The following is a 24,067-nucleotide window of genomic DNA, read 5'->3' on the forward strand; positions in this document are numbered from 1 at the left end:
GGGCTTCGAGCGGGGCTCCGGTGTTTGCGTTGGGCGCTCCCGTGGTCCTCCGGACCAAAGTCGCTCCCAATCGCAACGCCTTCGCTTGCAGCGTTTTTTGCGGGCTGGGCTTCGAGCGGGGCTCCGGTGTTTGCGTTGGGCGCTCCCGTGGTCCTCCGGACCAAAGTCGCTCCCAATCGCAACACCTTCGCTTGCAGCGTTTTTTGTGGGCTGGGCTTCAAGCGGGGCTCCGGTGTTTGCGTTGGGCGCTCCCGTGGTCCTCCGGTCCAAAGGCGCTCCCAATCGTAACACCTTCGCTTGCAGCGTTTTTTGCGGGCTGGGCTTCGAGGGGGCTTCGGTGTTTGCCATGGGCGCTCCCGTGGTCCTCCGGACCAAAGTCGCTCCCGATCGCCCGCTCCATTGGCCCGGGCCTTCGCCCGGCATAGCCGTCGCGGAAATAAAAAACGTTCGCTCCGTCTTCACGAAGCGAACGTTTTTAGCAGCCGATAGAGCGTGTCCACGGACTGCATGGCGTATTCGGTTTGCGCCGGTTCGCCGTCCTGTACGAGCACGAGCGCCGGAACGCTGGCGATCCGCCATTCGTCGCGCAGGTTAGGGGCGAAGTTGATGTTGATTTTGGAGATCGGAACCGCGGCTCCTGCCGCTTGGGCGATCTCCAGCATGCGCAGCCCGATTTTGCAGGTTCCGCAAAGCGGCGTGAAAAAGAACACCGCTTCGCGCGGCGCCTTGTCCCGGCTCAGCCATTCCCGCTCCGATTGTTCTTCGATCGCCATTGCGGTCGCCGCCTTCCCGTCTTGAACTCTCGTTCCGCGGGACGAAACGATAGGACCATTATAGGCCTTTTCGCTTCGTTTGCGAAGGCTGGCTCGGTTTGAGGCGGTCGTTAATGCGTGAATCGCTACATGTCGGACTGCCCTGTCTAATAAAATGCTGCTTCATCGCCTCGGTGGGATCGCGGCACGCGGTGCTCGGACGCACGTCGACGGTCAAGCCTCGCGCGACAACGCGCCTACCGAATCGACCGATCGGATTCAAACGGGGAATTTGCAGGGAAGAACCACCCAACTGCCGACCGCCGCGATACGATCGCACTCAGCATCCTATTACTCCCGGCCCGCATAGGTCCGCGTGCAAATTCAGCTTTGCGAGAGGGAGGGAGGGCGAGCGCCCTTACCGCGCGCGGCCGAAGGCTTACTTCCGTCCGTAATCCGCCTTGATCTCGCCCCACTGCTTCGTCTGCCATTTCAGCACCTTGTTGCTGTACGCGTTGGTCTGGAGCCAGCGCACCGCGCGGTCCACCATGCCCCAGATCTCCGCCGTCGACGCGTCGCGCGGAAGCGTCGAGGACACCGCTTTCTGCTTCACCCATTTGAGCGCGTTGACGGAATCGCTGTATACGGTCTTGGTGCTGCCCTGCTGCTTCAGGTACGCCAGCGCGTGCACGATGGCGAGAAATTCGCCGAGGTTGTTCGTGCCTTTCTTGACGGGACCGACCGCGAAAATCACCTCTCCCGTCTGCGTGTCCACGCCCTTGTATTCCACCGGTCCGGGATTGCCGCTCGTGCCGACGTCGACGGAAATGCTGTCGTAGTCGATCTCGCCCGGCTCCGCGTCGGTCCCCGCCGTTTTCCGGCGGAACGGCGCACCGCTCTTGGCCGTGCCCGCGCCGGCTTTGGCGCCGCTGCCGCCTTGGCCCCAATATTTTTTCCAGCCGCCCCGGTAGGCTTCGTCCGCTTCGGCCCGGCTTTCGTAGGATTTGAACTTCGCGTCGTCGAATTTATTGATCTGCTCCTGGCATTCGCCCCAGCTCGTATACACGCCCGGCTGGCGGCCGACCCAGACCACGTAAAATTTTTGCTTCGCCATTCCCGCACCTTCTTCTGTTTATCGTTACGCGCTTCGTTCCGCTGATCCTGATTCGTCTTCCCCGTTTGCGTTCGGACCCTCGGCTCCATGGAACGCGATAAGTATTTCCTGCAAATATACAGTATTCCTCCCGCTGTAAACAGTCTGCATGGCAATTGCTGCGATCATGCAGCAATTGTCGCCGGTTTAACGCGTAATCGCCAGTTTTAAGCGATATTACTGTACTTTTGCAACAATCCGTGCCTTCAAGCGTGATTCAGAGGTAAATTGCTGCACAATTACATTATTCCGCCGGGAGATTCCACGGTTCGAGCTTACTCGATTGCAGCAATCCACCGGAAGCTCCCATTCAATCCTGCTCGATTGCGGCCATCCACCGGAAGCTCCCATTCAATCCTGCTCGATTGCAGCAATGCACCGGAAGCTCCCATTCAATCCTGCTCGATTGCAGCCATCCACCGAAAGCTCTCATACAACCCTGCTCGATTGCAGCAACCCAACGGAAACTCCCCATTTCAACCCTGCTCGATTGCAGCAATCCGTCCGCGGAAACGTGACATGGACGCAGCTTCCAAGTCTAGGCGGGATTTCGCTCGGCATGCGGCTGCTCCCGCGCTTATCTGGCAGAACGAATTGCGCGATTCCATGCCTGTCCGGACCGGACAGGCAGTCCGGCGGACAACTCCTTGACCGATTCGACGGCACGGCCGAGGATTCCTCCAAGCGCGCGTCAGAAATCTGCCGCCTGGCCTCGGCTAGCCGAACCGGATCGGTTGAGAAAACAAACCGCGGTATGGCGGCTATACGGGAATCGCAGGAACCGGATCTTGCTTCGGACAACCAGCATCGCCGAGAATGGTCAGCCCGAAATGTCCATGCACCCACTACGGAGCAAACTCGTGCGCGAACAGGCACCTTCCATCGATACGGTACTCGTAAGACCTGAACTTTTGCGCGAGGCAAGCGGCGGCATCGCAATTATTCAACCTCAATTCTCCCCGCGCCCGCGACAGCGCAACCTCTCAAAACGGCACACTTCCGCCAAGCAACGCCGAAAATTAGGGCGGCGTTCGGCTCCCGGACAGGAAGAACTGGTATAATAGAGGGCGACGTTTATGCGGCAACGCGAATACATGACCGGGAGTCAATGGAGAATGGATACGGATTACAAGCTGGATGACGCGCAATGGCGGACGCTGCTCGAGGGCGTCGCCGCGCAATTCGATGAACTGACGATCATGCGTGGCTTTCAATACTATAAACAAGGACGCGTCGAGGAGCTGGAGCTCCGGGACGACGGTTACGCGCACGCGCGGGTCAAAGACAACCGCGTTTGCGAGGTTGCCGTGCGCCTGGACGAGCTGGGCGACAGCACGTGCACCTGTCCGCTCGACCGCGGCTGCCAGCATATGGTCGCCGCGCTGCTGCGCTACGCGGAGCTGTGCGGGCGGCCGATTCAGGCGATCGTCAACGCGCGCAGCGCCTTGCGGACAAGCGGGGACAAAACGGCGGCGAGTTCGAACGCGAGCGGCAGCGGGAGGAACGACGGCACGGATACGCCGGGACGCGGAGCGGCCGACGGCGTCCGTTCCGGCGCGTCGGGCACGGGCACGGACGCACTGCCTTGGGCGGATGCGCCGGGAACGGGCAGAAGCGCCCCGCCGACGTCGTCCCGGCCCCTCCGGCCGGCATTTACCGAACAGGACCTGTCGGAGCTCCCCGTCGCGAACTGGCATGAACGGTTCCAGCAGCGCAGGGGGCCGCTTCATCTGAACGTTCGCACGGCGCAGGAGGCCAATGATTTGCTGGCCGACCTGCACGCGATGCGGCCCGAGCTGCCCTATGCGCTGGAGCAGCTGTTCAGCCTCCATGCCCTCTGCTTCGTGCTGGAACGGATGGTCAAGCCGGCCCAGGCGGATTGGCGGCAATCCGGCTTCTTCATGGGCTTCCATACGCAGAATGCCATGGAAAGCCTGATCGGCAGCGCGCGCACGCTGCTGGAGGAGCGGCTCGCGCTCGGCTCCGAGGCGTCGGCCTATTGGGGACGGCTGCTGGAAACGGCGGATTTTCTGCGGGAACGCATGCTGACCGAGGACAAGACGCTGAATTGCTTCGCGGCGCTGCACGCCTCGCTTTGGCTGCATTGGCTCGCGCCGGCTTCGGCCGGCAGCGAAGCGCTGTACGAGGAAGAGCTGCGAAAGCTGCGCGCCGCCGAGCAGGAGCTGGGCAAAGCGTTGTCCCTGCTGCCGTGGACGCTGGCGCAATGCCTGCTGCTGATTTACCTCGAGCGGGACAAGGAAGCATGGTCGCTGCTCGCGGCCGGAGGCGGCAAACTAATGCTCGGCCCCGGGCCCCTGATGCCGCTGCTCGATGTCATCGGCCGCGCGGAGCAGTGGGAGCGGCTGCGCGGTTGGCTGGCCGCGACCGGGCCGCTGCTCGCCGGCTTCCGCGGCGAGGACTTGGCGCCGTACGGCGATTATTGGACCGCCGTCGTGGAGCGGCTGCCGGAAGCGGAAGCTTCGATGTGGGACACGCTGGCGGCGATGCTGCCTTTCTCCCGCGTGATCTATGAAGAAGCGCTGACCGCGCACGGCAAATGGGAGCGGTGGATGGATTACCAGATGAGCAGCGGGCAGGATCCGCTCTCGTTCCGCGTCGCCGTGTTCAAGCCGATCGAGAAGGAGGCGCCGGAGCTGCTGCTGCCTTTCTACCATCAGGCGGTGGAGCGCTACGTGCTGCAGAAGAACCGCGACGGCTACAAGGCGGCGGTAAAGCTGCTGAAGCGGCTGGCCAAGCTGTACGTGCGCTTGAAGCGCGAGGAGCGCTGGGCGCAGTTCCTCTCCGCCTTCGCCAGCCGCAACAGCCGGCTTCGCGCCTTGCAGGAAGAACTTCGCAAAGGAGGCCTGCTGTCATGAGCGCCTACACGGAAACGATGACCATACAAGTGAGCTTGACGGAGCATGGCGACGCCTTGATCTACGGGGCGATTCCCTCCTCAGGCTACGTGTCCGGGCTACAGGTCAAGCAGCGGCTGTTCGCCTGGCACGAGCCGTCCTTCTTCGGGACGGAGCTGGAGCTCGAGAAGCTGCAGGACGAGCTGGAGCTCGTCGTGCTGCCGGCGGAGATGGTCGTGCCGTTCTTCGCGGCCCGCAACCTGCTGGCGCATATCGAATGGCGCTGGGAAGGCGACGCCGCGGTGCTGGCCGACGTCGCCCCGGCGCTCGAGGCCTGCATCGCCGAGCGAAAATACGTCCCGAGCTTCGAGGCGTTCAAAGCCGGCAAGCTCCGTTGGATCTGGGACGCGGAAGCGCTGGATTCGAAGACGCGAAGAACCTTGCGCGGGCTGAGGCAAAGCGAGAGCGGCGAAGTCGAGGACGGCGGCCGGTTCAGCGGCGCCGCAAGCAATCGCCGCGGGCAGCTTGGCGCTGCCTCGCCTTCACCGACCGGTGAGAATCGCGACGCGACCGTCTTCGACGACGGGGAAGATTGGGCTGCCGGCGACGCGGCCGCGCATGAAACGGCCGCCGGTTTCGCGGCGGGCCTTCGGGCGGCTTTCTCCGCGGCCGCGTTCCAGCGCCACTACGCGACGGAAGCGACCGCCGGGGATCTTCGGCGCGACTTCCCGCTGCTCTTCGCGCGCGACCGCGCCGCGGCGACCGCCGGCCTGGACGAGCGCGCCTGGCTCGTCGCCGCCGGCTGGAAGGCCGACACCCTGCCGTTCCGGCCGCTCCTGCAGCTGACGGAGCCGGAGGACGCCGAACAAGGCTGGCGTCTGACGCTGCTGCTGCAGGACAAGCTCGAGCCGGCGAAGCTCGCGCCGGTTCGGCTGGCCATGGACGGCGAAGCCTTCGGAACATGGCCCTCCGGCTGGACGCCGCAGGTGCGCGAGCGTTCCGCCGCTTGGCTCGCGCACCTGCAGGCGAGCCTGCCGCCGGACCGGCTGGCCGGCAGCGGCACGGACATCCTGAACGGCCCGCTGACCGACGACGCCGCGTGGCAGTTCCTGACCGCGGACAGCCAGCGCCTGCTGGCCGCCGGCTGGCAGGTCCTGCTGCCCGCCTGGTGGGAAGAGGCGAGCCGCAAGAAGCCGCGCCTGCGCGCGAAGATCCGCCCCGGCGCCGGCGAAGGCGAACGGGCGGGCGGCGGCCAATCGTTCTTCGGCCTCGATTCGCTCATCGACTTCGACTGGCGGGTCTCCATCGGCGAGACCGAGCTGAGCGAGGAGGAATTCAAGGAGCTGGTCGCCCGCGGCGAGCGGCTCGTCCAATTCCGCGGCCAATGGGTGCCGCTCGATCCCATCCTGCTGGCGCAGATCCGCAAAGCGATGGCGGGCGTGGATCCGCGCAAGGGACTCTCCTTCCAGGACGTGCTCCAGCTGCATCTGCTCAGCAACAAGGGCGTTTTCGTGCCGAATGCGGCCCGCAAGGACGGCGAGCCGGAGCAAGCGGACGACGAGGCGGACGCCGACGTCCGCGTGGAGGTCGAGCTGAACGCCCATCTGACGAAGCTGATCGAGCAGCTGACCCAGCAGACGGAGTGGCCGTCGGTCGACGTCCCCGCTTCGCTGCAGGCGGAGCTGCGGAGCTACCAGCGCGACGGCTTCTCCTGGCTCGCGTTCCTGCGCCGCTTCGGGCTCGGCGCCTGCTTGGCCGACGACATGGGGCTCGGCAAAACGATTCAATTCATCACCTACCTGCTCCATGTCTCCGAGGGAGCCGCCGCGAGCGGCGAGCGCCGCCCTTCGCTGCTGATCTGCCCGACCTCCGTGCTCGGCAATTGGCAGAAAGAAGTGCGGCGCTTCGCCCCGTCGCTTCGCATCCTGCTGCACTACGGCAGCAAGCGGCTCGGCGGCGATGCCTTCTACGAGGCCGCGGCGGAAGCCGATCTCGTGCTGACGTCGTATGCGACGGCCACGCTGGATCAAGAGAATCTGAGCCGCTGCACGTGGTCGGCGATCTGCCTCGACGAGGCGCAGAACATCAAGAACGCCGGAACGAAGCAATCCATGGCGGTTCGCGGCTTTCCGGCGAAGCATCGCATCGCGCTGACGGGCACGCCGATCGAGAACCGGCTGTCGGAGCTGTGGTCGATTTACGATTTTATCAATCCGGGCTATCTCGGCAGCGCCCGCGCCTTCGGCGAACAGTTCAGCCAGGCGATCGAACGGGAACGCGACGAGAAGCGCACGCAGGAGCTGCAGCGGCTCGTGAAGCCGTTCATGCTCCGCCGCAAGAAGAAGGATCCCGCGATCATGCTGGATCTGCCGGACAAGAACGAGATGAAGACGTACATCCACCTCACCGGCGAGCAGAGCGCGCTGTACGAGCAGACCGTCGGCGAGCTCATGGACCAGGTGAAGAAGCTGGAGGGCATTCAGCGCAAGGGCGCGATTCTCGCCGCGCTCACCCAGCTCAAGCAGCTGTGCGACCATCCCGTGCTGCTGACCAAGGAAGCCGTGCCGCTCCCCGAGGACGCGGACGAGGCCGCCGCCGAATCGGCCGCGCTCATCAGCCGCTCCGCCAAGCTGGAACGGCTGCTCGACCTGGTCAAAGAACTGCGGGACGAAGGCGAGCGCTGCTTGATTTTCACCCAATACATCGGCATGGGCCAAATCTTGCAGCGGGTGCTGAAGCAGGAGCTGGGGGAAAACGTGCTGTACCTGCACGGCGGCACGTCCAAGACGGCGCGCGACCGGATGATCGACGAATTCCAATCGCGCGAGCTGCCCCCGGGCGTACAGCCGAACATTTTCATCCTGTCCATCAAAGCCGGCGGCGTCGGCCTCAACCTGACCGCGGCCAACCACGTCTTCCACTTCGATCGGTGGTGGAACCCCGCCGTCGAGAACCAGGCGACGGACCGCGCGTACCGGATGGGCCAGACGCGCGACGTGCAGGTGCACAAGTTCATCTCGCTCGGCACGCTGGAGGAGCGCATCGACGAGATGCTGGAGAGCAAGCAGCAGTTGAGCGACGACGTCATCACGAGCTCGGAGGGCTGGATCACGGAGCTGTCGACGGATGCCTTGCGGGATCTGTTCACGCTGCGGCGGGAATGGTCCGACTGATGCGGAAGCTCGCCCGGGGCGGGCTGGCGGCTGTCTCCGGGCAGCCTGCCTCCGCCTTGGCCGGCACGCTGTTTCCGGCACGAGGTCGTCCCTCGCTTCGTGCTTCGCGGCGGCAGCAACGTGTCTCGCCAATGGCTCGCGGAGGACCGGCCGGCGCTTGCGAGTGATCCCTTTAGCGAAAATTTCAATAAACATTAATGCCGCCGGACATGAACGATTTCCTGCATGAATGACTTACCTCATGAAAAACTTCCTGCATGAAAGATCGACGACATTAACGACCGCCGGCATGATGACGACCGCTTCGCGATTCAGCCGCAAGGATGGCCGCCGCCATCCTTTTTTTGCTGCGTCGATCTCGCGGATTCGTCCCGTTGATTCATGCCAAATCGGCCTGGGTAACATCCTATTACATGGCGGACAAGTTCGCAGTACCCGCTTTTCGCCATGCCCATAGGCGATTTGGATCAATCTTCAGCTTAGAAGTTTCATTGCCTCGCGTGGTCCAACATTGCGCTCGCAATCCATTCCAATTCTGCAATGCGCTTGACCCATCCCTTATCCAAGGAGCGTGACGTAATTGAAAACGAAAAAGTTGATCCTTCCTGCCGTGCTTGGCTTGTCCCTGCTGCCCCCCGCGATCGCGAACGCCGATTCGGCGCCGACGCCGTCAGCGACGGCGTATGCCGAGACGATGCCTTCCGATTCTCTTACGCTGTGCACGATCAAGCTGAAAGTGAACGATCCCATGCTCAGCTATAACGGCAGCGTGTCGGCCATGGACACGACGCCGATGCTCTGGCGCGGCAACGTGTACGTGCCGGTGCGCGCGTTGGGCGAGGGCGTCGGCGCGAAAGTCTCCTGGGACGCCGCGTCCGGCGCGACCGTGGTGTGGGCCGGGGACGACGCCATGAAGATCTGGCTGGGCAGGGAAGCGATGGACGTGAACGGGGCCAGCATCGCCCTCGGTTCGAAGGTCATCATGAACGACGACGGCCGCGTCATGGTTCCGCTTCGCGTTCTTGCGAAGCAGCTGGGCTGGGACGTGGATTACAGCACGTTGGACTGGTCGGTCACGCTGACGAAGATGATGAGTCAATAACGCGCGGTATCGCGATAGAACCGCATAAAGAGAGGCCGCCCGGGTTCGCCCGGGCGGCCTCTTCATGTTCAGCGATGCTTTTGGGCAAACTGCCCGTATCAGCGCGCCAATTTGCGCTCGAAATCCGTGAGGCTCTGATCGCCCGAGATGAACAATCGCTTCAATAGATACGGATCCTGCGCGGACGAGGTCCAGCCGTCGTCGAACGTAAAGGCGTAACGGTAGCCGCTCTGCTTGACGAGCCGCATCGTCTCCTCGCTGCGCAGCCCGTACGGATAGGCGATGGCCGTCACCGGGGTGCCGAGGTTTTGCTCGATCGCGGCTTTGGAGCCGGCGATCTCGTCGCGCTGCGCCTTCGCCGGATGAAGCGGCAAGTACGGATGCGTGCGCGTATGCGCCATGATGTCCCAACCCGCCCCTTGCATCGCCTTGATCTGGTCCCATGTCAGGTAATCCGGTCCGCCGACCCAGTTCGTGACCAGGAACTCCGTCGCCTGGAAGCCGTATTCCTTCAGCACGGGCAGCGCGGCGCTGTAGTTGTTCCTGTAGCCGTCGTCGAAGGTAATGAGCACTTCCTTGCCGTCGGAAGGCTCCTTGCCCGAAAGGATCGTTCCGAATTCCTGCAGGCTGATGCTGCGAAAGCCCTTGTCGTGCAGCCACCGCATCTCCTCGCGGAACCGCTCCGGCGAGACGACGTATTCGTTGCCTTCTCCATGATCCGCAATGGAATGATAGCATAACACCGGTATACGCGCTTCGGACGCATCGGCCGAAGCAAAAGCGACCGTCCGCTTGAACTCCAGCAGCTGGCCGACCGCGAAAAACAGCGACGCGACCATGAACAGCAGCATGGCGGCCGATATCAGAATCCTTCGTTTTCTCATCGCGCAATCCCCCGCTGACATAACCTTCTTCGTAGCTCTATCATACGCCAATTCGCCGGATAGGAGCTACTGTTACATGATTCCTAGGCTGCATGCCTCAGGCTGGCCTCCGCTCGCGGTGACGCGGCAGAGAGACGAAGGCCTGTTCCCCCGCCGGGAGCGAACGTGTATAATGGGAGGGCCCTTAACCAGGAAACCTTACACCTAGAGGAAGTTGCGCATGCGAATCAGAGATTGGGATACGAATTTGAAAATCCGCCTCGGCGGAGAAACCGCGTTTAACGTGATCTTCTGGACGTTTTTTCCGTTCTTGTCCATTTATTTTACCAAAGCGTTCGGCAAGGGCTGGACGGGGACGCTCCTCGTGCTGTCCCAGCTGCTCTCCGTGCTCGGCAACCTGATCGGCGGCTACTGCGCGGACCGCTTCGGCCGCAAGCGGATGATGGTGTTCGCGGCGAGCGGTCAATCCTTCGGCTACGCGCTGTTCGCCTGCGCGGCTTCGCCATGGCTGGACATGCCGGTCGCGAGCTTCGTCGGCTTCAGCCTGGCCAGCTTCTTCGGCGCCTTGTACTGGCCGGCCAGCCAGGCGATGGTCGCGGACGTCGTCGACGCCAAGCATCAATCCGGCGTCTTCGCCATCTTCTATACCGCTTCGAACATGGCCGTCGTCGTCGGGCCGCTGCTCGGCTCGCTCTTATATGAAGACAATCCGTACGCGGTGCTTGCCGCGGCGGCCGTCATCTGCGCCTTCATCGCCCTCGTCATGAGCCGCCGGCTGGGCGAGACGCGTCCGTCCTACGTCGCGGACCGGCTCCGGACCGAGGCCGGCGCGCCTTGGTACGGCGCCATCGCCGCGCAGCTGCGCGATTACCGGGTCATCGCCACGGACCGCGTGTTCCTGCTCTTCAGCATCGCGGGCGTGCTGCTCGCGCAGACATTCATGCAGCTCGACCTGCTGTTCCCGGTATTCTTGAAGGAAACGGTCCCGCACTCGACGCTGTTCTCCTTCCGCGACTGGGACCTGACGCTGACGGGCCAGCAGCTGTTCGGCCTCGTCGTCTCGGAGAACGGGCTGTTCGTCGCGATCTTCACGGTCGTCGTCACCAAATGGATGACGATGTACCGGGACCGGCTCGTGTTCATCGGCGGCGCGCTCTTCTATGCCGTCGGCATGATCATGTTCAGCAACATGTCCACGTTCTGGGGCTTTACGTCCGCGGTCGCGGTCTTCACGCTGGCCGAGCTCATGTCCGCCGGACCGCAGCAGGCCTTCGTCGCGCGGCTGGCGCCGGAGGAGATGCGCGCGCAGTATTTCGCGGCCGCCAGCCTGCGCTTCACGCTCGGCCGCACCATCGCCCCGATTTCCATTCCGATGACGGGCTGGATCGGGTTCAAGTGGACGTTCGCGCTGCTCGCCTTGCTGGCCGTGCTCTCGGCAGCGATCTACCACGCCATGTTCAATCGGCTGGAAGAGCCGCCGAAGCAGCCGAAGACCGCCTGACGACCTTGCGGGCGGAGCCTGCCGATTGCAATTTCGAGGCAGCCCGGAGCATTTTGCTCCGGGCTGTCTTTTTGCGCTTCGTCCGGGGACGAAAGCATGAAAGCCCCGCAATCTTCGCGATTGCGGGGCCTTTCCAGGCGTATGGACTGTCCGCTCCTGACTGGACTGTCCGTTCCTGACTGGACTGTCCGTTCCTTACATGAGTTCGAGATACGGCTCCGCCTGCTCGGTCTCCGTGTAGATGGCGATGAGCACGACCGCCGTCTCTTCCCCGATATTCCGCACGAGATGCGGCGTGCAGGCGTTCCAGCTGAAGGAGTCGCCTTCCCCGAACTCGGCCGCGTCTTCCCCCTGCTCGGCGTAGATCCTGCCCTTGATGACGAGATGCACCTCTTCGCCCTCGTGCGCGCGGGGCGTCTCGCCCGTCGATCCGCCCGGCGGCATCTCGACCAGCATCATCCGCATGTTCTTCGCGGCGCTCAGATGCTCGACCTTGAGCCGTTCCGGTCCGCTCGTCGTGACTTTCCGGTCTGCCCGGCGGACGATCTGCATGCGATCTTCCTTTTGCAGCAGCAGATAGGCCAGCGGAACCTTAAGCGCCTTCGCGATGTTTTCCAGCGTCGCGATGGACGGGGACGTCTTGTTCGTCTCGACCTGGCTCATGAAGCCTTGGGACAACCCCGTATCTTCGCAGATCTGAGCGATGGTGACGTTCTTGCGCTTCCGGATCGCCCGGATGGCCGTGCCGATATCCATGCGCGTTCATCCCCTCGAAAATATTTGTCATACAAAAGTTAAATTCATATTAACAATAAATCGATTGACATGCCAGTCGCCTAACGTTAAATTAGTCATATAGATTTTATTTTTCTATTACTAATATTATCGAACAACATTCCCGAAAGGAGCGGAATCGCCATGGAATCGGCATTCCATTACGACGTTCATCTGCCGCCTCGGCTCGCAGCGGGTCAGCGGTATCCCGTGATCTTCACGCTGCACGGCAAAGGCTCGAACGAGCGGAACATGTTCGGCTTGGCGTCGGCGCTATCGGAGGCGTTCATCATCGTCGGCATTCGCGGCAACCGGACGCTCGGCAGCGGCTACCAATATTACGACCTCAAGAGCATCGGCAACCCGATCCGGGAGCAGTTCGACGAGGCGATGCGGGAATTGGCGGCGTTCATCGGCGCGGCTTCGGAGGCGTATCCGATCGACCCGGGCAGACGTTATCTGCTCGGCTTCAGCCAGGGCGCGATATTGGCCATGTCGCTCGCGCTGACGATGGGCGACCGATTGAAGGGCATCGTGGCGCTGAACGGCTACGTGCCGGAATTCGTCAAGGCCGAATACCCGCTTCGGAGCGTGCAGGACGTATCGGTCTTCATTTCCCACGGCGAATTCGATTCGGTGTTCCCGGTCGGCATCGGCCGTGACAATGCGGCGTATTTCCAAGGCCTCACCTCCCGCCTGACGTTCAAAACATACCCGGCCGACCACGGCGTCCCGCCCGAGAACCAACGGGATTATACCGAATGGCTGCTGCAGGATGCCTTCTATTCGACGAATGAGGAGCGATGGACATGATACCGGCTTATTTCTTCGCGCACGGCGCGCCTTCGCTTGTGCTTGAGCGGCATGCGTACACGGATTTTCTCGCGGGCTTCGCGGGCGGCATCGCCCGGCCGAAAGCGATCGTGCTGTTCTCCGCCCACTGGGAACGAACGGAGCAGACGATCGGCGCCGTCGACGCGCACGAGACGATTTACGACTTTTCGGGCTTTCAGGAAGAGCTCTACCGCATAACTTATCCGGCGGTTGGTGACCGTAAGCTTAGCGAAAACATTCAAGCCTTGCTTGCGAAGCACGGCATTCCGAGCGGCTTCGACGGCGCGCGCGGACTGGACCACGGCGCTTGGGCGGTGCTCAAGCTCCTCTATCCCGATGCGGATATTCCGGTCGTGGCCATGTCCGTCAACCGGCACTTGACCAACGAGGAGCAGTACCGGATCGGCAGCGCGCTCGCGGAATTAAGGGAGCAGGACGTGCTCGTTATCGGCAGCGGCGGCACCGTCCACAACCTGCGGCGGTTGAATTGGCGCGCGGGCGAAGCCGACGCCTGGGCCGAGGAATTCGACCGCTGGCTGCAAGGCAAGCTCGAAGCCTGGGACACCGAAGCGCTGTTCGATTACCGCAATCAGGCGCCCTACGCCCAGGATGCGGTGCCGACGAACGAGCACTTCATCCCGCTGCTCATCGCGATGGGCGCCGGCAGCCGCAACCGCGAGGCGAAGCTGCTACACCGCAGCTACCAGCTCGGCAGTCTGAGTCTCAGCTGCTGGCAATTCGATTGAATATGGCTCCCCCCGCAAGACTCGGGACACATTTATGCGATAGTTAATAACCCTCCGGCAGCGATGCCGGAGCGCGATAATCGGACAAAACCCGCAATCCGGCCGGATTGCGGGTTTTTGAGCATAATGGAGACTTTCGCGCTGCCACGGCTTCAACCGGCCGGACACGGTCCTAGCATCGTCTTCAGACCGAATTCGGCTCGCGGCGAAGAGTTTATGCTTTTTTTCGAATTGGTTTAGAGTTTGTTTAGCGGCAGCGGCTACAATGGGAGGGAAAGGAGCTTCGCCCATGTCCATCCGAACGAAATTGCTCTTCTCTTACATCGCGATGATCGTCATTCCCGTCGCGCTGTTCGGGCTTGCCGTCATGACGGCGGCGGGCATCTATATGCGCGACATCGCGCCCGGAGAAGGCGGCAGCCCGGCGCAGCACCTTTCCGCGTCCTTCACCGCCCTCCGCGACCTGTTCGGCGGGCGCAACGAGCTGGCATCCGGCCTGCGGTTCGTCGCCAAGCATGACCCGCGCCTGCTAAGCGATCCGGCGTTCCTCTCCGAAACGGAAACGGCGCTGGCGAAAGCCGACGCCGGCATCGTGGTGCTCGCGGGCGATTCGGCGGCTTACGTCTCCCCCGGTCTGGACGCGGCCGGCGTCTTGAGCCGGCTGCAACGGGAGAGCGGCGGCGATTCCGGCGGCTGGCCGCCGCGCAAGCCCGGCGGCACGAGCATGGACAGCATCGCCTACACGGCTCCGGACGGCAGTGCCGGCACCTTGATCATCGCGTCGGACATGGAACCGGTCGCGCGGTTCTTCCGCAAATTCGTGCCGGCCGTGCTGCTCGCGCTGCTCGGCGCGCTGACGCTCACGAACGGCGTGCTGACGTACCTCGTCTCGCGCAGCATCGTCAAGCCGCTGTACGCGCTCAAAGCAGCTGCCGGGCAGATCCGCGTGGGCGAGCTGGACCGGCCCGTCCGGCTGCGGCGGCAGGACGAGATCGGGCAGCTGGGTTCGGCTTTCGAAGAGATGCGCGTTCGCCTCAAGGATTCCATCGACGCGGGACTCCAGCTGGAACGGAACCGCAAGGAGATGCTGGCCAGCATCTCCCATGATCTCAAAACGCCCATCACCGCCATTCAGGGCTGCGCGGAATGCCTGCGGGACGGCATCGCCGACACCGAGGAGCAGCGGCAGAAATACGTCACGATGATCCTCGGCAAGACCGCCGGCATGAACCGGATGATCGAAGATCTGCTGCTCTACTCGACGCTCGATATCGGCAGGCTGCCCTTCCGCTTCGAGCGGCTCGACATCGCGGCGTATATGCGCGAGGCGGTCGAGGAGCTGCGGCTCGATCCGCGCATGAACGGCGTCCGCCTCGATTACGATAACGCCGCTGCCCGCCCGCTCTACGTTCAAGCCGACCGCGAGAAGCTGCACCGGGCCGTCCTGAACGTCGTCGACAACAGCCTGAAGCATATGGAACGCGAACCGCGGATGCTGCGCTTCGAGCTGCTTGCACCGGATACGGGCTCGACAGGCTCAATCGCCCTGCGAATAACGGACAACGGATCGGGCATTCCGGAAGACGCCCTGCCCCATGTTTTCGACCGTTTCTTTCGCGCTGAGCCCGCCCGGCGTTCGGATGACGGCAGCAGCGGCTTGGGGCTCGCCATCGTGAAGCAGATCGTCGAGGAGCACGGCGGGACCGTGCAGGCGCTCCGCGCGCCGGTTCAAGGCACCTCGATCGTGATCCGGCTCCCCGCCGGGGATGAAGAAGCAGCGAACGAACAGAGAGGAGGACGGTCATGAAACGCATCTTGATCATCGAGGACGACCCCGTCATCGCCGAAGTCCAGCGCGACTACTTGCGGGCAAGCGGCTTCGAGGCCGACGTCGCGGACCGGGGCGAGATCGGGCTGGAGATGGCCTTGCGCGACCGGTACGATCTGATCCTGCTGGATCTCATGCTGCCCGGGATGGACGGGTACGAGATCTGCCGGCGGGTCCGGGACGCCGGCAACGTGCCGATCCTGATCGTCTCCGCGAAGAAAGAAGAGATCGATAAAATTCGCGGCTTCGGCTTCGGAGCGGACGATTATATCCTGAAGCCCTTCGGACTCGGGGAGCTGGTCGCCCGGGTGAAGGCGCATCTGGCGCGCTACGACCGGCTCGTCGGCAGCGGCGAATGGCGGCGGGACGAGCTGCAGCTGCATGGCATCCGCATCGACCGGCAGGCCCGACGCGTGTTCGTGAACGGGGACGAGGCGGCGTTTACGGCCAAGGAATACGAGCTGCTGTTCTTCCTCGCGATGAATCCGAACCGCGTCTTCCGCAAGGAAGAGCTGTTCGAACGTCTCTGGGGCATGAACGCGCTCGGCGATTATGCGACGGTGACGGTCCATATCGGCAAGCTGCGGGAGAAGATCGAACGCGATCCGTCCAAGCCCAAGTACGTGGAGACGGTCTGGGGCGTCGGCTACCGCTTCAACCTTTAGCCGTCGCTCTTCGTTTCACCGGCCGTTCCTCGGCTTATCCGTTTATACCGCAAGTCAGCACCATTACCGGGAGGGCGTATCGCCATGAACAAAATCAACCTGCGTCAGCGGCGCGTGCTGCTGCTGCTCCATCTGATCTTCGCGTCCATCATGCTCGGCGGCCAAGCGACGTTCATCATCCTGGCCCTGACGGCTTCGACGACGGACAGCGCGGCCACGCTGCACATCTGCTATTACGTCATGCATCTGCTGGCGGACAGCAGCGTGCGCGCATCGACGATCGGCACGACCGTCACCGGCATCCTGCTGTCGGTGCTCACCTCATGGGGATTATTCCGCTATTATTGGCTGATCGCCAAAGAAGCGCTCACGCTGCTGACCATCGTCATCGGCTTCGTCGGGCTCTACGAATGGACGCTTCGCGGCGTTCGGCGGTCGGCGTCTCCCGCCTTGAACCCGTGGGCGGAGCCGGGATTCACGGTGAACCACACGTGGCTGTGGATCGGGATCCTGCTGCAAACGATCTCCTTGGTCCTGATGTTCATTTTGTCCGTATGGAAGCCGGGCGGGAAGGTCAAGCCTCGCGGAGCCCGTTGATCCGCGCGCGAAAAAGGCAGTTCGGCGCGCTTGCCGTATTCGGCGCGCGTCCCGAACTGGCTTATGCTTCATTGCAGGCCTTCGAGGTGAAACAGCGCCTCCATCTCGCGCCATGGTCGCTGCTCCTCCGGCAGCTCCGGCCGTTCTCGCGTTGCGACTCGGGAACATTCATGAACAACGGCGGCACTTTTCATCCCGCTTTCACAGCCGAGTCCGGACCTGATTGTTTGCTGAAAGCTTCCGCGGCACGGAACCGCGAAACGACGAAAGACGCCCCGCTTGCTGGACGTCTTCCTTCCTGGCGTTTATCAAGGCTTGCTCAGCTTCAACTGTTGAACGCCGCCGTTCTCCGGTATCGTAATGCTCGTATCCCCCGTCAACGCTACATCCCCGCCCGGCGAAACGTACCGGCCCACTTCATACGTGCCCGGAGGCAAGAACAAGCCGAATTTCCCGCCGTCCACTTCCACGAACGTCAGTAAATTGCCGTTGCGGTCGTTGATGCTCAGCATCCCGTTTTCCCCGTCGGCCTTGGCGATCACCGCGTTCACGTTGAGCGCCGGCAGACGGAGCAAGCCGGGGTCCGCCTTGCGTTCGCAAACGCGAAGCTCGGTATCCGGCAGCACGTAAGAAGCGCCCCAACGCCCGACCGCGGTTAATCCGTAATCGCCGTCCGGGACATCGAAGTAGGCTGCCGAACCGGACCAATGCACGTCGGTGCGGCCGTAGGCGGAGCTGCCGGACTCGATCGTCAGTCTGCCGTCCAGTACCGGCCGACCGGCTGCGTCCGCGATCGATAAGTGCGGAATCGCCGGATTGGCGCCGAGCGTCAGCCAGCTGCGTATGCCTTCGGATTGAGCCCTCTCGTAAGCCGAAGCGCCGTAGGAATCCGGCCGATACGGATCTGCGCCATGCTGCAGCAGCAGCTGAATGACCTCGTAGCTGTGCGCTTGTACCGCTCTCGAAAGCGAATCGTCCATCGACGGATCCGCGCCGTAATCGAGCAGCAGCTTGACGATCTGCGCGCTTGGCTCGATCACCGTTTCCGTGTTGTCCGGATTTATCGACCAAATCGTGCCGCAGGCCGTCGTCAGCAGCTTGTCCTCCTGCGGCGGACCTAGCGTCGTATCGGGATCGAGGCCATGGGCGAGAAGCAGCTCCATCAGCTCCGCATTGCCGTTCAGCACCACTTGGAACACGCGGTTCGCCGCGTATGTCCCCCCATGCTCGAGCAGCACGCGCGCGGCTTCCGTCCGATTGAACAGCAGCGCGTAATCCAATGCCGTATTATCGAGGAAAATCGTCGGCAGCTTCTTGTTCGCTTCGGCTCCGCGGCCGATCATCAGCTCGACGGTGGCGGCATCCCCGCTACGGGCCGCCTCGAACAGCAGCTTCTGGAATCCGAGCACTTGCCGCTCGGAGTAGCCGATCGTAACGGTCTTGGCGCCCGCGGCGTATACGACGTCCTTGTCCAAGACGAGCGCAACGAACTTCGCGGGCACGTACGTACGGCCGGCCTGCACGATCGGCGGGGCGGGGAGCACGAAGGTCTGCTTGCCTTTAACCGCCTTGGCGGAGCCTACTTTGCCTTGCACTTGAACGGATCCGCGAACCGCGGTAATCTGGCCGTTTTTCGCTTGGAAAGAAACGCCCGCCGCATCGAAAAACGCTTTAGCCGGAAACATCAATTTGCCGGCTATCAAGACCGGCGGGCTGGCAAGCTTGAGCGGCTGGCGGTCCAGCACGACCGCGATAGGCGCGTTCGCGGTCCGCGAGTTCGGCGCAGGCGCCGCTTCGGCGGCAGGCAAGCTGGCGAAGAGCGTCAGCATGCCTGCCAGTCCCAGCAATAATACGCGGTATAATGCCTTGGTTGCCTGGTGTTTCATCGTGTCTCCCCCAACGTATGAACGTCATGTAAATTCCCTTTTCTATGAAGTTTTACCATAAATGAATATCGGCGTCCACCGGTTTCTTGGCAAGCGAAACAAGCCCCGCCGCATCCAGGATGCGGCGGGGCCGGCGGCATAGCGGCGATCTTACTCCCACGGATACTTCGTCAGCAAATAATCCGCGAATTTCTTGCTCTCATCCCGCCGGTGCTTCCTCAGCTGCGTGCGGTATTCGGCCGTCTCGTGCAGCTTCCTTTCCTCTTCCGTCTCCGGAATGACCTGCGGCACGGGGATCGGACGGTTGTTGTCGTCCAAAGCGACGAAGGTGAGAAACGCCGTGGCCGCGATGGCGCGGCTGCCGCTGTTCATGTCTTCGCGAATGACCTTCACGAAGACTTCCATCGAACTGGTCCCCGTGTGGGTGATGAAGGATTCCAGCGAGACCGAGTCGCTCGGCCGAATCGGATACAGGAAATCGACGGAGTCCGTGGATGCCGTGACGGCCGTGGCCCGGCACAGCTTGGAGACGGAGATGGAGGCGATGTCGTCGATATAGGACATCAGCTTGCCGCCGAAGAGCGTATTGTGATTGTTGACGTCGGTCGGAAACACGCGGGATACTTTGAAGCAGCGCGTTTCGCGGATGAATTTGGCTTCCATGCGGTTCACTTCGCTCTCTTAGAAAAATCGGAATTTCTATAAGAAGAGTTCGAGGCCGGAAGCAATTCTCCTGTTTTGTCCGCTATGAGTTCGGATACGGTCACGAGACGATAGCCTCTTCGCTCGAGCTCCGGCAGGATGATGCGCAGCGCGTTCACCGTATGCATGGAGGATCCCGATACGTAATCGTGCAGCAGCACGATATCGCCGTTACGCGCGTTCTTCAGCACTTTGTTGACGATATGCCGCACCCCGGGGCTGCGCCAGTCCTCGGTATCCTGATGCCAGGACCACAGGACCGTCGTATAGCCGAGCTTGCCGGCGACGTCGAGCATCGCGTCGCTGTAGTAACCGCCCGGGGGACGGAACAGGAACGGCTTCTTGCCGGTCAGCTCGACAAGCGCGCGGTCCGTGCGCGCGATTTCCCGACGGATGGTGTCGGACTTGACCCCTCTGGTGAAGAATACGTGATTGAACGTATGGTTGGCGACCTCATGCCCTTCCGCGACCTCCCGTTTGACGATGTCCGGATATTCCTCGACGCGGTAGCCGATGACGAAAAAGGTCGCTTTGGCATGATACTGCTTCAGCAGGTCGAGGATCTGGACCGTCGTGCCCGGATCGGGGCCGTCGTCGAACGTCAGCGCCAGCTCCTTGCGCTCCAGCGGCAATTCCCAGATGATGTCGCCTCGGCTTTCGTAGAAATGCCGGTCTTTCCGGGGGATCTGAAACCCGCAGAGCAAGACGACGCAAAGCGCGACGGCCACTAACCGCCCTAAATAATGCCGCATACTGCTCCTCCCTTGGCGAATCGGAACCTGAACATGCAATCAACTCTTACTATGGCTTGGCGACCGGCATTTTATGCCGAAGTCGGCCGTATCCGGGAAGGCTCGGCGTCATGCCGGCAGGGGGAGGCGGGCATAAAAAAGAACGCCCGAGGGCGTTCCTTGTTTGCATGATGGCCGAAAGCGATGGGACCTTGCTTGATGAATGACCGAGTGCATTTTGCGTTGAAAGCCATTGGGCGTTGGAATCGCGCCAAACGATGGCCGAGATCAAGACGCCGTCTGCGTCCGCGGCTTCGAGGAATCGAAATGCTCCATGTCGATGCCGCTCCAGATGTTGCCCGAATCGAATTTCTCCGGGTGGTCGAACACGAGGAACGCGGACGGCAGGTAGCGCATGCCGTACTTGCTCGAGGGCTTGTTCACGATGGCGTCATCCTTGACGAGCACGGTCGAGGAGCCGCCGTCCAGGTTCGCGGCCGTGACGGCGCCTCGCGCGATCAGCAGCTTCTGGATGTCGTACAGCGTCGCGCCGACGGAATAGCCCGGCTGGCGGCCGTCGATGACGACGAACATGATCGTGCCGTCCTTCTGCTGCGCCATGACGGTTCGCGGCGCGATGCCCCAGCCGTCGGCTTCGTTCTTGATCAAGCCTTTGCCGTTAACGATAAACTTCGGTTGAAACGTGACGGCGTCGGTGACGCCCATGTCCAGCAATTGCTGCGGCTTGTAGCGGCCGGCGACCATCAGGCCGTCCCGGTCGATGCCGACGACGTTGACGGACGCCTGCATGCCGTCGCCTTTATACAGCACCTTGCCGCCGGACATGACGATGCCGGCCGGCTTGAAGCCGTTGCCGTCCCAGTTCGGGTCATCGAACGCGCCGCCGTTCACGCCGGCGATCGCCCCGGTGCGCTTCACCATGCTGAGCACCGTCTCGCCGGAGCCGATGACGTTCGTCGTGGCGACGCGGATCATTTTCGGATCGTGCACGTACATGATGTAGCCCTTGTACTTCGCGGTCGAGATCCGCTCCAGCTGCACGTCGCTCGCGGGATGCGCGGCCAGATCGACGTTATGCTCGTCCTTGATCTGCCCCATCTCGTCGAATTTCTTCGTGTAATCCGCGACGCGGCGGTCCAGCTCGTTCTGGCCGATCAAGTATTTGGCCAAGTACCGGTGCTGGCTCGTGATGAGCGTGTCCGCCATCATATAGCGAAGGTCCGACCCCGACGGCGTGAGGTAGAACCAGCCGGTTCCGCCCAGTATAACGGCCACGACGCCCGCGAATGCTATCGCTAACCGTCTTCTCCACCGTCTGGGCTTCTTCATGTGCTTATGCCGTTTGCTTCTATAGGTAGGCTCGAAGGGAGCCTGCGTTTGCATACTCATGCGCTTCTCCTTTGTAGGTCGTAGTTGCGATTCTTCGCGCGAAAACAGAACAGGCCTTATCGCCTCGCCGTTCATCCATCTACTATACGCCCGATATCTTAAGAGAATATGAAAATCCGCCGTGCAAATGATGGAAGCACGGCGGATGGCAAACGCTGCCTATTCGCCAGCGCGGCAACGACTATCGCTTGGGCTTGCGCGCGTGCGGAACTTCGCGCCGCTTAGGTAACAGGTCCCGCATACCGACGGCTCCCCTTTCCCTGCAACCCTCAAAGCTCACTGCACGTCGACGCTCAGTACCTGCGGCACCCGCTGGATCAACGGCAGCAGCTTCTCCGCCTCGCTCGCGGCCGGCACCTTGAGCGTCAATTCGAGCTGCAGTTCCCTCGAATCGCCGTCGCCCGCCTTCTCCGCGCGGAACTGAAGCACCGTGATGCCCGCTGCCCGGAGAGCGGCCTGCAGGGCGTCCATGGCGCCGTCCTCGTCGGCAAGCCGAATGGCCAGCTGCTCGCTCTTCGGCGAGGCCACCCAGCCGAAACCGCTGTGCAGCAGCTTCTGCGCGGCGAGAATCAGCACCGTCACCCCGATGCCGAGCACGTACAAGTTCGCGCCGATCGCCATTCCGATGCCGGCCGTCGTCCAGATGCCGGCCGCGGTCGTGAGCCCCTTGACCGTCTGCCGCTGCATGAAGATCATGCCCGCTCCGAGGAAGCCGACGCCGCTCACGACCTGCGCCGCGATCCGGGAGGGATCCAGGGCGATGCTCGTGCCGCCCTGCAGGTCCTTGAAGCCGTATTTGGAAATCACCATCATAAGCGCCGCGCCCGCGGCCACCACGAAATGCGTCCGGATGCCCGCTTCCTTCATCCGGCTCTTGCGCTCGTACCCGATCAGCAGGCCGCAAATGCCCGCGACGACAACTCTCAGCAGCATAACGTATTCCATTTCCCCTGCCTCCCTCCATCCTCTATATGTACGCCCGATTGCAGCCATTCAAACATCCCTCAGACATGCGCACGCCGAGTACGCAGTTTCATCGTCGTGCGGCTTCCATTCGGGGGAACGAACGCGCCGAGAAAGCGAGTGCATGCGCCGGGCCCGGGAGGTATGATTAGGAAATGAACGTATGCAGTGGACGCGGGGATCCGATCCGCTGCCATCGCGGAAGAACCCGATAAACCGAAACGGAGGTGCGCGCTGCCATGGAATGCCTCGGCTGCAGAATCGCGAACGGAACCGAGCCCGGCGTTAACGTCGTGTACGAGAACGAACATGTCGCCTGCGTGCTCGATATTGCTCCCTTCAACGAAGGCCATCTGCTCATTTTGCCCAAGCGGCATTATCGGGATGTGGAGGAGTTGGATACCGAGGCGGCGCATGCCGTCATGGATGCCTCGAAGAAGCTGTCCGTCCTGCTCAAGCAGGCCTTCCGCCCGGACGGCATCGCCGTCTGCCAAAACGGCGGCCGCTTCAACGACCTCGGCCATTATCACATGCATCTCATCCCCCGTTATGAAGGAGACGGATTCTCCTGGAGCGAGCCGCTCCAGGCGCACGGCGCGGAGCGGCGGCTCGCGGAGACGAGAGCGAAGCTGATCGCGGCGCTCCTGGCGCAATAAGAGCGATGCCGGCTCCGCCTATGCCGGGCGAGCCAATCGCGGCATAGGCCTCTAATACGCAGCTCCTTGTGCGAGGCACGATTCGTGCGGAGGCTGTCGCCTTCATTTTGAAGCTCACGTCGCAGGCCGCTTGGCAACCAACCATCCCGTAAGCGAACCAATCCGGATGCTCCGTTGTCTATATCTATAGAGGTGAGAAGATTGAGCGAGGAGTACTTGAAGTACATCGTTGAGATGGACGCACGCATACTGGAAGATTTGATGGAAAGCTATGGACAAGACGTCTGGAGCTTCGCTTATTCGCTGACCCGAAGCCGTGCGATGGCCGACGACGTAGCGCAAGACGTGTTCTTGCGGGCCTACCTCAAAATCGCTTCGTTCCGGGGAGCGTCATCCGTCAGAACTTGGCTGCTGAAAATCACGCGCAACATCAGCCTCAACTACCGCAAAACGGCCTTCGTCCGAAAAGTCCTGTTAATGGATGTGGTTACCCCCAGGCAACAGCAGCATTCCGCCGAACACGCCTTCCTCGAGCAGGAAGCGACGAACGAGGTATGGGGGCAGGTACTGAGGTTGTCGACCAAATACCGGGAGGTGCTGGTACTGCATGCCAAATACCAGCTGTCGCTCCCGGAAATTGCCGATGTGCTGAAAATCCCGCAAGGCACCGTGAAATCCAGGCTGTTCGGTGCACGCAAGAAACTATCCCTGATGTTGACGGAGGAGATGCTGTATGAGCTCAACTGACCCGGCTTGGTACGAAGCGTTGCGAGGGGATCCGGTACAAGGCGCGGCTTTCCGTCCCGCATTGAAAGCAAGCATTCATTTCCGGGCTTTAGCCGGGCGGAGAAACTC

General features: G+C 62.1%; 20 protein-coding genes. 11 read left to right on the plus strand and 9 right to left on the minus strand.

The window, feature by feature from the left end; all coding sequences use genetic code 11:
* Positions 1-458: 458 nt before the first annotated feature.
* Positions 459-773 (minus strand): thioredoxin family protein, encoded by a 315-nt coding sequence (locus tag GT019_RS09825; RefSeq protein WP_161742978.1) that lies wholly within the window; start codon positions 771-773, stop codon positions 459-461.
* Positions 774-1,191: 418 nt separating this feature from the next.
* On the minus strand, positions 1,192-1,866 hold the full coding sequence (rnhA, locus tag GT019_RS09830) for a ribonuclease H (protein ID WP_161742979.1): 675 nt from the start codon (positions 1,864-1,866) through the stop codon (positions 1,192-1,194).
* Between the two features lie 1,154 nt (positions 1,867-3,020).
* On the opposite strand from rnhA, the gene GT019_RS09835 reads away from it, so the two are divergent.
* The 3 genes from GT019_RS09835 to GT019_RS09845 all read left to right on the plus strand — a co-directional run bounded on the left by GT019_RS09835 (position 3,021) and on the right by GT019_RS09845 (position 9,035).
* Entirely contained in the window at positions 3,021-4,781 is a 1,761-nt protein-coding gene (locus tag GT019_RS09835) for an SWIM zinc finger family protein (protein WP_161742980.1), read from the plus strand.
* Positions 4,778-7,933, plus strand: a complete 3,156-nt coding sequence (locus tag GT019_RS09840; RefSeq protein ID WP_161742981.1) for a DEAD/DEAH box helicase — start codon at positions 4,778-4,780, stop codon at positions 7,931-7,933. The genes GT019_RS09835 and GT019_RS09840 overlap by 4 nt, the downstream gene beginning before the upstream one ends.
* Positions 7,934-8,513: 580 nt before the next feature.
* A complete protein-coding gene (locus tag GT019_RS09845; RefSeq protein ID WP_161742982.1) occupies positions 8,514-9,035 on the plus strand; it encodes a copper amine oxidase N-terminal domain-containing protein in 522 nt (173 codons plus the stop codon).
* A 98-nt stretch (positions 9,036-9,133) separates the two neighbouring features.
* Here GT019_RS09845 and GT019_RS09850 read toward each other — a convergent pair whose 3' ends face one another.
* Entirely contained in the window at positions 9,134-9,919 is a 786-nt protein-coding gene (locus GT019_RS09850) for a polysaccharide deacetylase family protein (RefSeq protein WP_161742983.1), read from the minus strand.
* A 220-nt stretch (positions 9,920-10,139) separates the two neighbouring features.
* Here GT019_RS09850 and GT019_RS09855 point away from each other — a divergent pair, with 220 nt between their 5' ends.
* Positions 10,140-11,420 (plus strand): MDR family MFS transporter, encoded by a 1,281-nt coding sequence (locus GT019_RS09855; RefSeq protein ID WP_161742984.1) that lies wholly within the window; start codon positions 10,140-10,142, stop codon positions 11,418-11,420.
* 195 nt (positions 11,421-11,615) lie between these two features.
* Here GT019_RS09855 and GT019_RS09860 read toward each other — a convergent pair whose 3' ends face one another.
* Entirely contained in the window at positions 11,616-12,176 is a 561-nt protein-coding gene (locus GT019_RS09860; protein ID WP_161742985.1) for a helix-turn-helix domain-containing protein, read from the minus strand.
* A gap of 162 nt (positions 12,177-12,338) precedes the next feature.
* On the opposite strand from GT019_RS09860, the gene GT019_RS09865 reads away from it, so the two are divergent.
* The 5 genes from GT019_RS09865 to GT019_RS09885 all read left to right on the plus strand — a co-directional run bounded on the left by GT019_RS09865 (position 12,339) and on the right by GT019_RS09885 (position 16,864).
* Positions 12,339-13,007, plus strand: coding sequence for an alpha/beta hydrolase (locus GT019_RS09865; RefSeq protein ID WP_161742986.1), 669 nt, complete (start codon positions 12,339-12,341; stop codon positions 13,005-13,007).
* On the plus strand, positions 13,004-13,774 hold the full coding sequence (locus GT019_RS09870) for a DODA-type extradiol aromatic ring-opening family dioxygenase (RefSeq protein WP_161742987.1): 771 nt from the start codon (positions 13,004-13,006) through the stop codon (positions 13,772-13,774). Before GT019_RS09865 ends, GT019_RS09870 begins: the two co-directional genes overlap by 4 nt.
* A gap of 289 nt (positions 13,775-14,063) precedes the next feature.
* Positions 14,064-15,581 carry a sensor histidine kinase gene (locus GT019_RS09875; protein ID WP_235947574.1) on the plus strand — a complete coding sequence of 506 codons (1,518 nt, stop codon included), beginning with the start codon at positions 14,064-14,066 and terminating at the stop codon, positions 15,579-15,581.
* On the plus strand, positions 15,578-16,267 hold the full coding sequence (locus GT019_RS09880; RefSeq protein WP_161742988.1) for a response regulator transcription factor: 690 nt from the start codon (positions 15,578-15,580) through the stop codon (positions 16,265-16,267). The genes GT019_RS09875 and GT019_RS09880 overlap by 4 nt, the downstream gene beginning before the upstream one ends.
* Before the next feature lie 84 nt (positions 16,268-16,351).
* The gene (locus GT019_RS09885; protein WP_161742989.1) at positions 16,352-16,864 is read left to right on the plus strand and encodes a hypothetical protein; all 513 of its coding nucleotides are present in this window, start codon (positions 16,352-16,354) and stop codon (positions 16,862-16,864) included.
* Positions 16,865-17,172: 308 nt separating this feature from the next.
* Here GT019_RS09885 and GT019_RS09890 read toward each other — a convergent pair whose 3' ends face one another.
* From GT019_RS09890 to GT019_RS09910, 5 genes are all read right to left on the minus strand, one after another.
* Positions 17,173-18,750, minus strand: coding sequence for a copper amine oxidase N-terminal domain-containing protein (locus GT019_RS09890; protein ID WP_161742990.1), 1,578 nt, complete (start codon positions 18,748-18,750; stop codon positions 17,173-17,175).
* Positions 18,751-18,900: 150 nt separating this feature from the next.
* Complete coding sequence (locus tag GT019_RS09895) at positions 18,901-19,413, minus strand: acyl-CoA thioesterase (RefSeq protein WP_161743137.1); 513 nt, start codon at positions 19,411-19,413, stop codon at positions 18,901-18,903.
* A gap of 5 nt (positions 19,414-19,418) precedes the next feature.
* Positions 19,419-20,204, minus strand: coding sequence for a polysaccharide deacetylase family protein (locus tag GT019_RS09900; protein ID WP_161742991.1), 786 nt, complete (start codon positions 20,202-20,204; stop codon positions 19,419-19,421).
* A 267-nt stretch (positions 20,205-20,471) separates the two neighbouring features.
* Complete coding sequence (locus tag GT019_RS09905) at positions 20,472-21,593, minus strand: phosphodiester glycosidase family protein (RefSeq protein WP_161742992.1); 1,122 nt, start codon at positions 21,591-21,593, stop codon at positions 20,472-20,474.
* A 276-nt stretch (positions 21,594-21,869) separates the two neighbouring features.
* Entirely contained in the window at positions 21,870-22,538 is a 669-nt protein-coding gene (locus GT019_RS09910; RefSeq protein ID WP_161742993.1) for an MgtC/SapB family protein, read from the minus strand.
* A 257-nt stretch (positions 22,539-22,795) separates the two neighbouring features.
* Between GT019_RS09910 and GT019_RS09915 the strand changes: the two genes are divergently transcribed.
* Positions 22,796-23,212, plus strand: a complete 417-nt coding sequence (locus GT019_RS09915) for an HIT family protein (RefSeq protein ID WP_161742994.1) — start codon at positions 22,796-22,798, stop codon at positions 23,210-23,212.
* Between the two features lie 201 nt (positions 23,213-23,413).
* Positions 23,414-23,959, plus strand: coding sequence for an RNA polymerase sigma factor (locus GT019_RS09920; protein WP_235947575.1), 546 nt, complete (start codon positions 23,414-23,416; stop codon positions 23,957-23,959).
* The last annotated feature ends 108 nt before the right edge of the window (positions 23,960-24,067 follow it).

Source organism: Paenibacillus glycinis (assembly GCF_009909185.1).
GTDB lineage: Bacteria > Bacillota > Bacilli > Paenibacillales > Paenibacillaceae > Paenibacillus_Z > Paenibacillus_Z glycinis.

Bases quoted from the DNA above. Each gene is read 5' to 3' on its own strand.
- GT019_RS09825 (WP_161742978.1), bottom strand. From the start codon at position 773: ATGGCGATCGAAGAACAATCGGAGCGGGAATGGCTGAGCCGGGACAAG.
- rnhA (WP_161742979.1), bottom strand. From the start codon at position 1,866: ATGGCGAAGCAAAAATTTTACGTGGTCTGGGTCGGCCGCCAGCCGGGC.
- GT019_RS09835 (WP_161742980.1), top strand. From the start codon at position 3,021: ATGGATACGGATTACAAGCTGGATGACGCGCAATGGCGGACGCTGCTC.
- GT019_RS09840 (WP_161742981.1), top strand. From the start codon at position 4,778: ATGAGCGCCTACACGGAAACGATGACCATACAAGTGAGCTTGACGGAG.
- GT019_RS09850 (WP_161742983.1), bottom strand. From the start codon at position 9,919: ATGAGAAAACGAAGGATTCTGATATCGGCCGCCATGCTGCTGTTCATG.
- GT019_RS09855 (WP_161742984.1), top strand. From the start codon at position 10,140: ATGCGAATCAGAGATTGGGATACGAATTTGAAAATCCGCCTCGGCGGA.
- GT019_RS09860 (WP_161742985.1), bottom strand. From the start codon at position 12,176: ATGGATATCGGCACGGCCATCCGGGCGATCCGGAAGCGCAAGAACGTC.
- GT019_RS09865 (WP_161742986.1), top strand. From the start codon at position 12,339: ATGGAATCGGCATTCCATTACGACGTTCATCTGCCGCCTCGGCTCGCA.
- GT019_RS09870 (WP_161742987.1), top strand. From the start codon at position 13,004: ATGATACCGGCTTATTTCTTCGCGCACGGCGCGCCTTCGCTTGTGCTT.
- GT019_RS09875 (WP_235947574.1), top strand. From the start codon at position 14,064: ATGTCCATCCGAACGAAATTGCTCTTCTCTTACATCGCGATGATCGTC.
- GT019_RS09880 (WP_161742988.1), top strand. From the start codon at position 15,578: ATGAAACGCATCTTGATCATCGAGGACGACCCCGTCATCGCCGAAGTC.
- GT019_RS09885 (WP_161742989.1), top strand. From the start codon at position 16,352: ATGAACAAAATCAACCTGCGTCAGCGGCGCGTGCTGCTGCTGCTCCAT.
- GT019_RS09890 (WP_161742990.1), bottom strand. From the start codon at position 18,750: ATGAAACACCAGGCAACCAAGGCATTATACCGCGTATTATTGCTGGGA.
- GT019_RS09895 (WP_161743137.1), bottom strand. From the start codon at position 19,413: ATGGAAGCCAAATTCATCCGCGAAACGCGCTGCTTCAAAGTATCCCGC.
- GT019_RS09900 (WP_161742991.1), bottom strand. From the start codon at position 20,204: ATGCGGCATTATTTAGGGCGGTTAGTGGCCGTCGCGCTTTGCGTCGTC.
- GT019_RS09905 (WP_161742992.1), bottom strand. From the start codon at position 21,593: ATGAGTATGCAAACGCAGGCTCCCTTCGAGCCTACCTATAGAAGCAAA.
- GT019_RS09910 (WP_161742993.1), bottom strand. From the start codon at position 22,538: ATGGAATACGTTATGCTGCTGAGAGTTGTCGTCGCGGGCATTTGCGGC.
- GT019_RS09915 (WP_161742994.1), top strand. From the start codon at position 22,796: ATGGAATGCCTCGGCTGCAGAATCGCGAACGGAACCGAGCCCGGCGTT.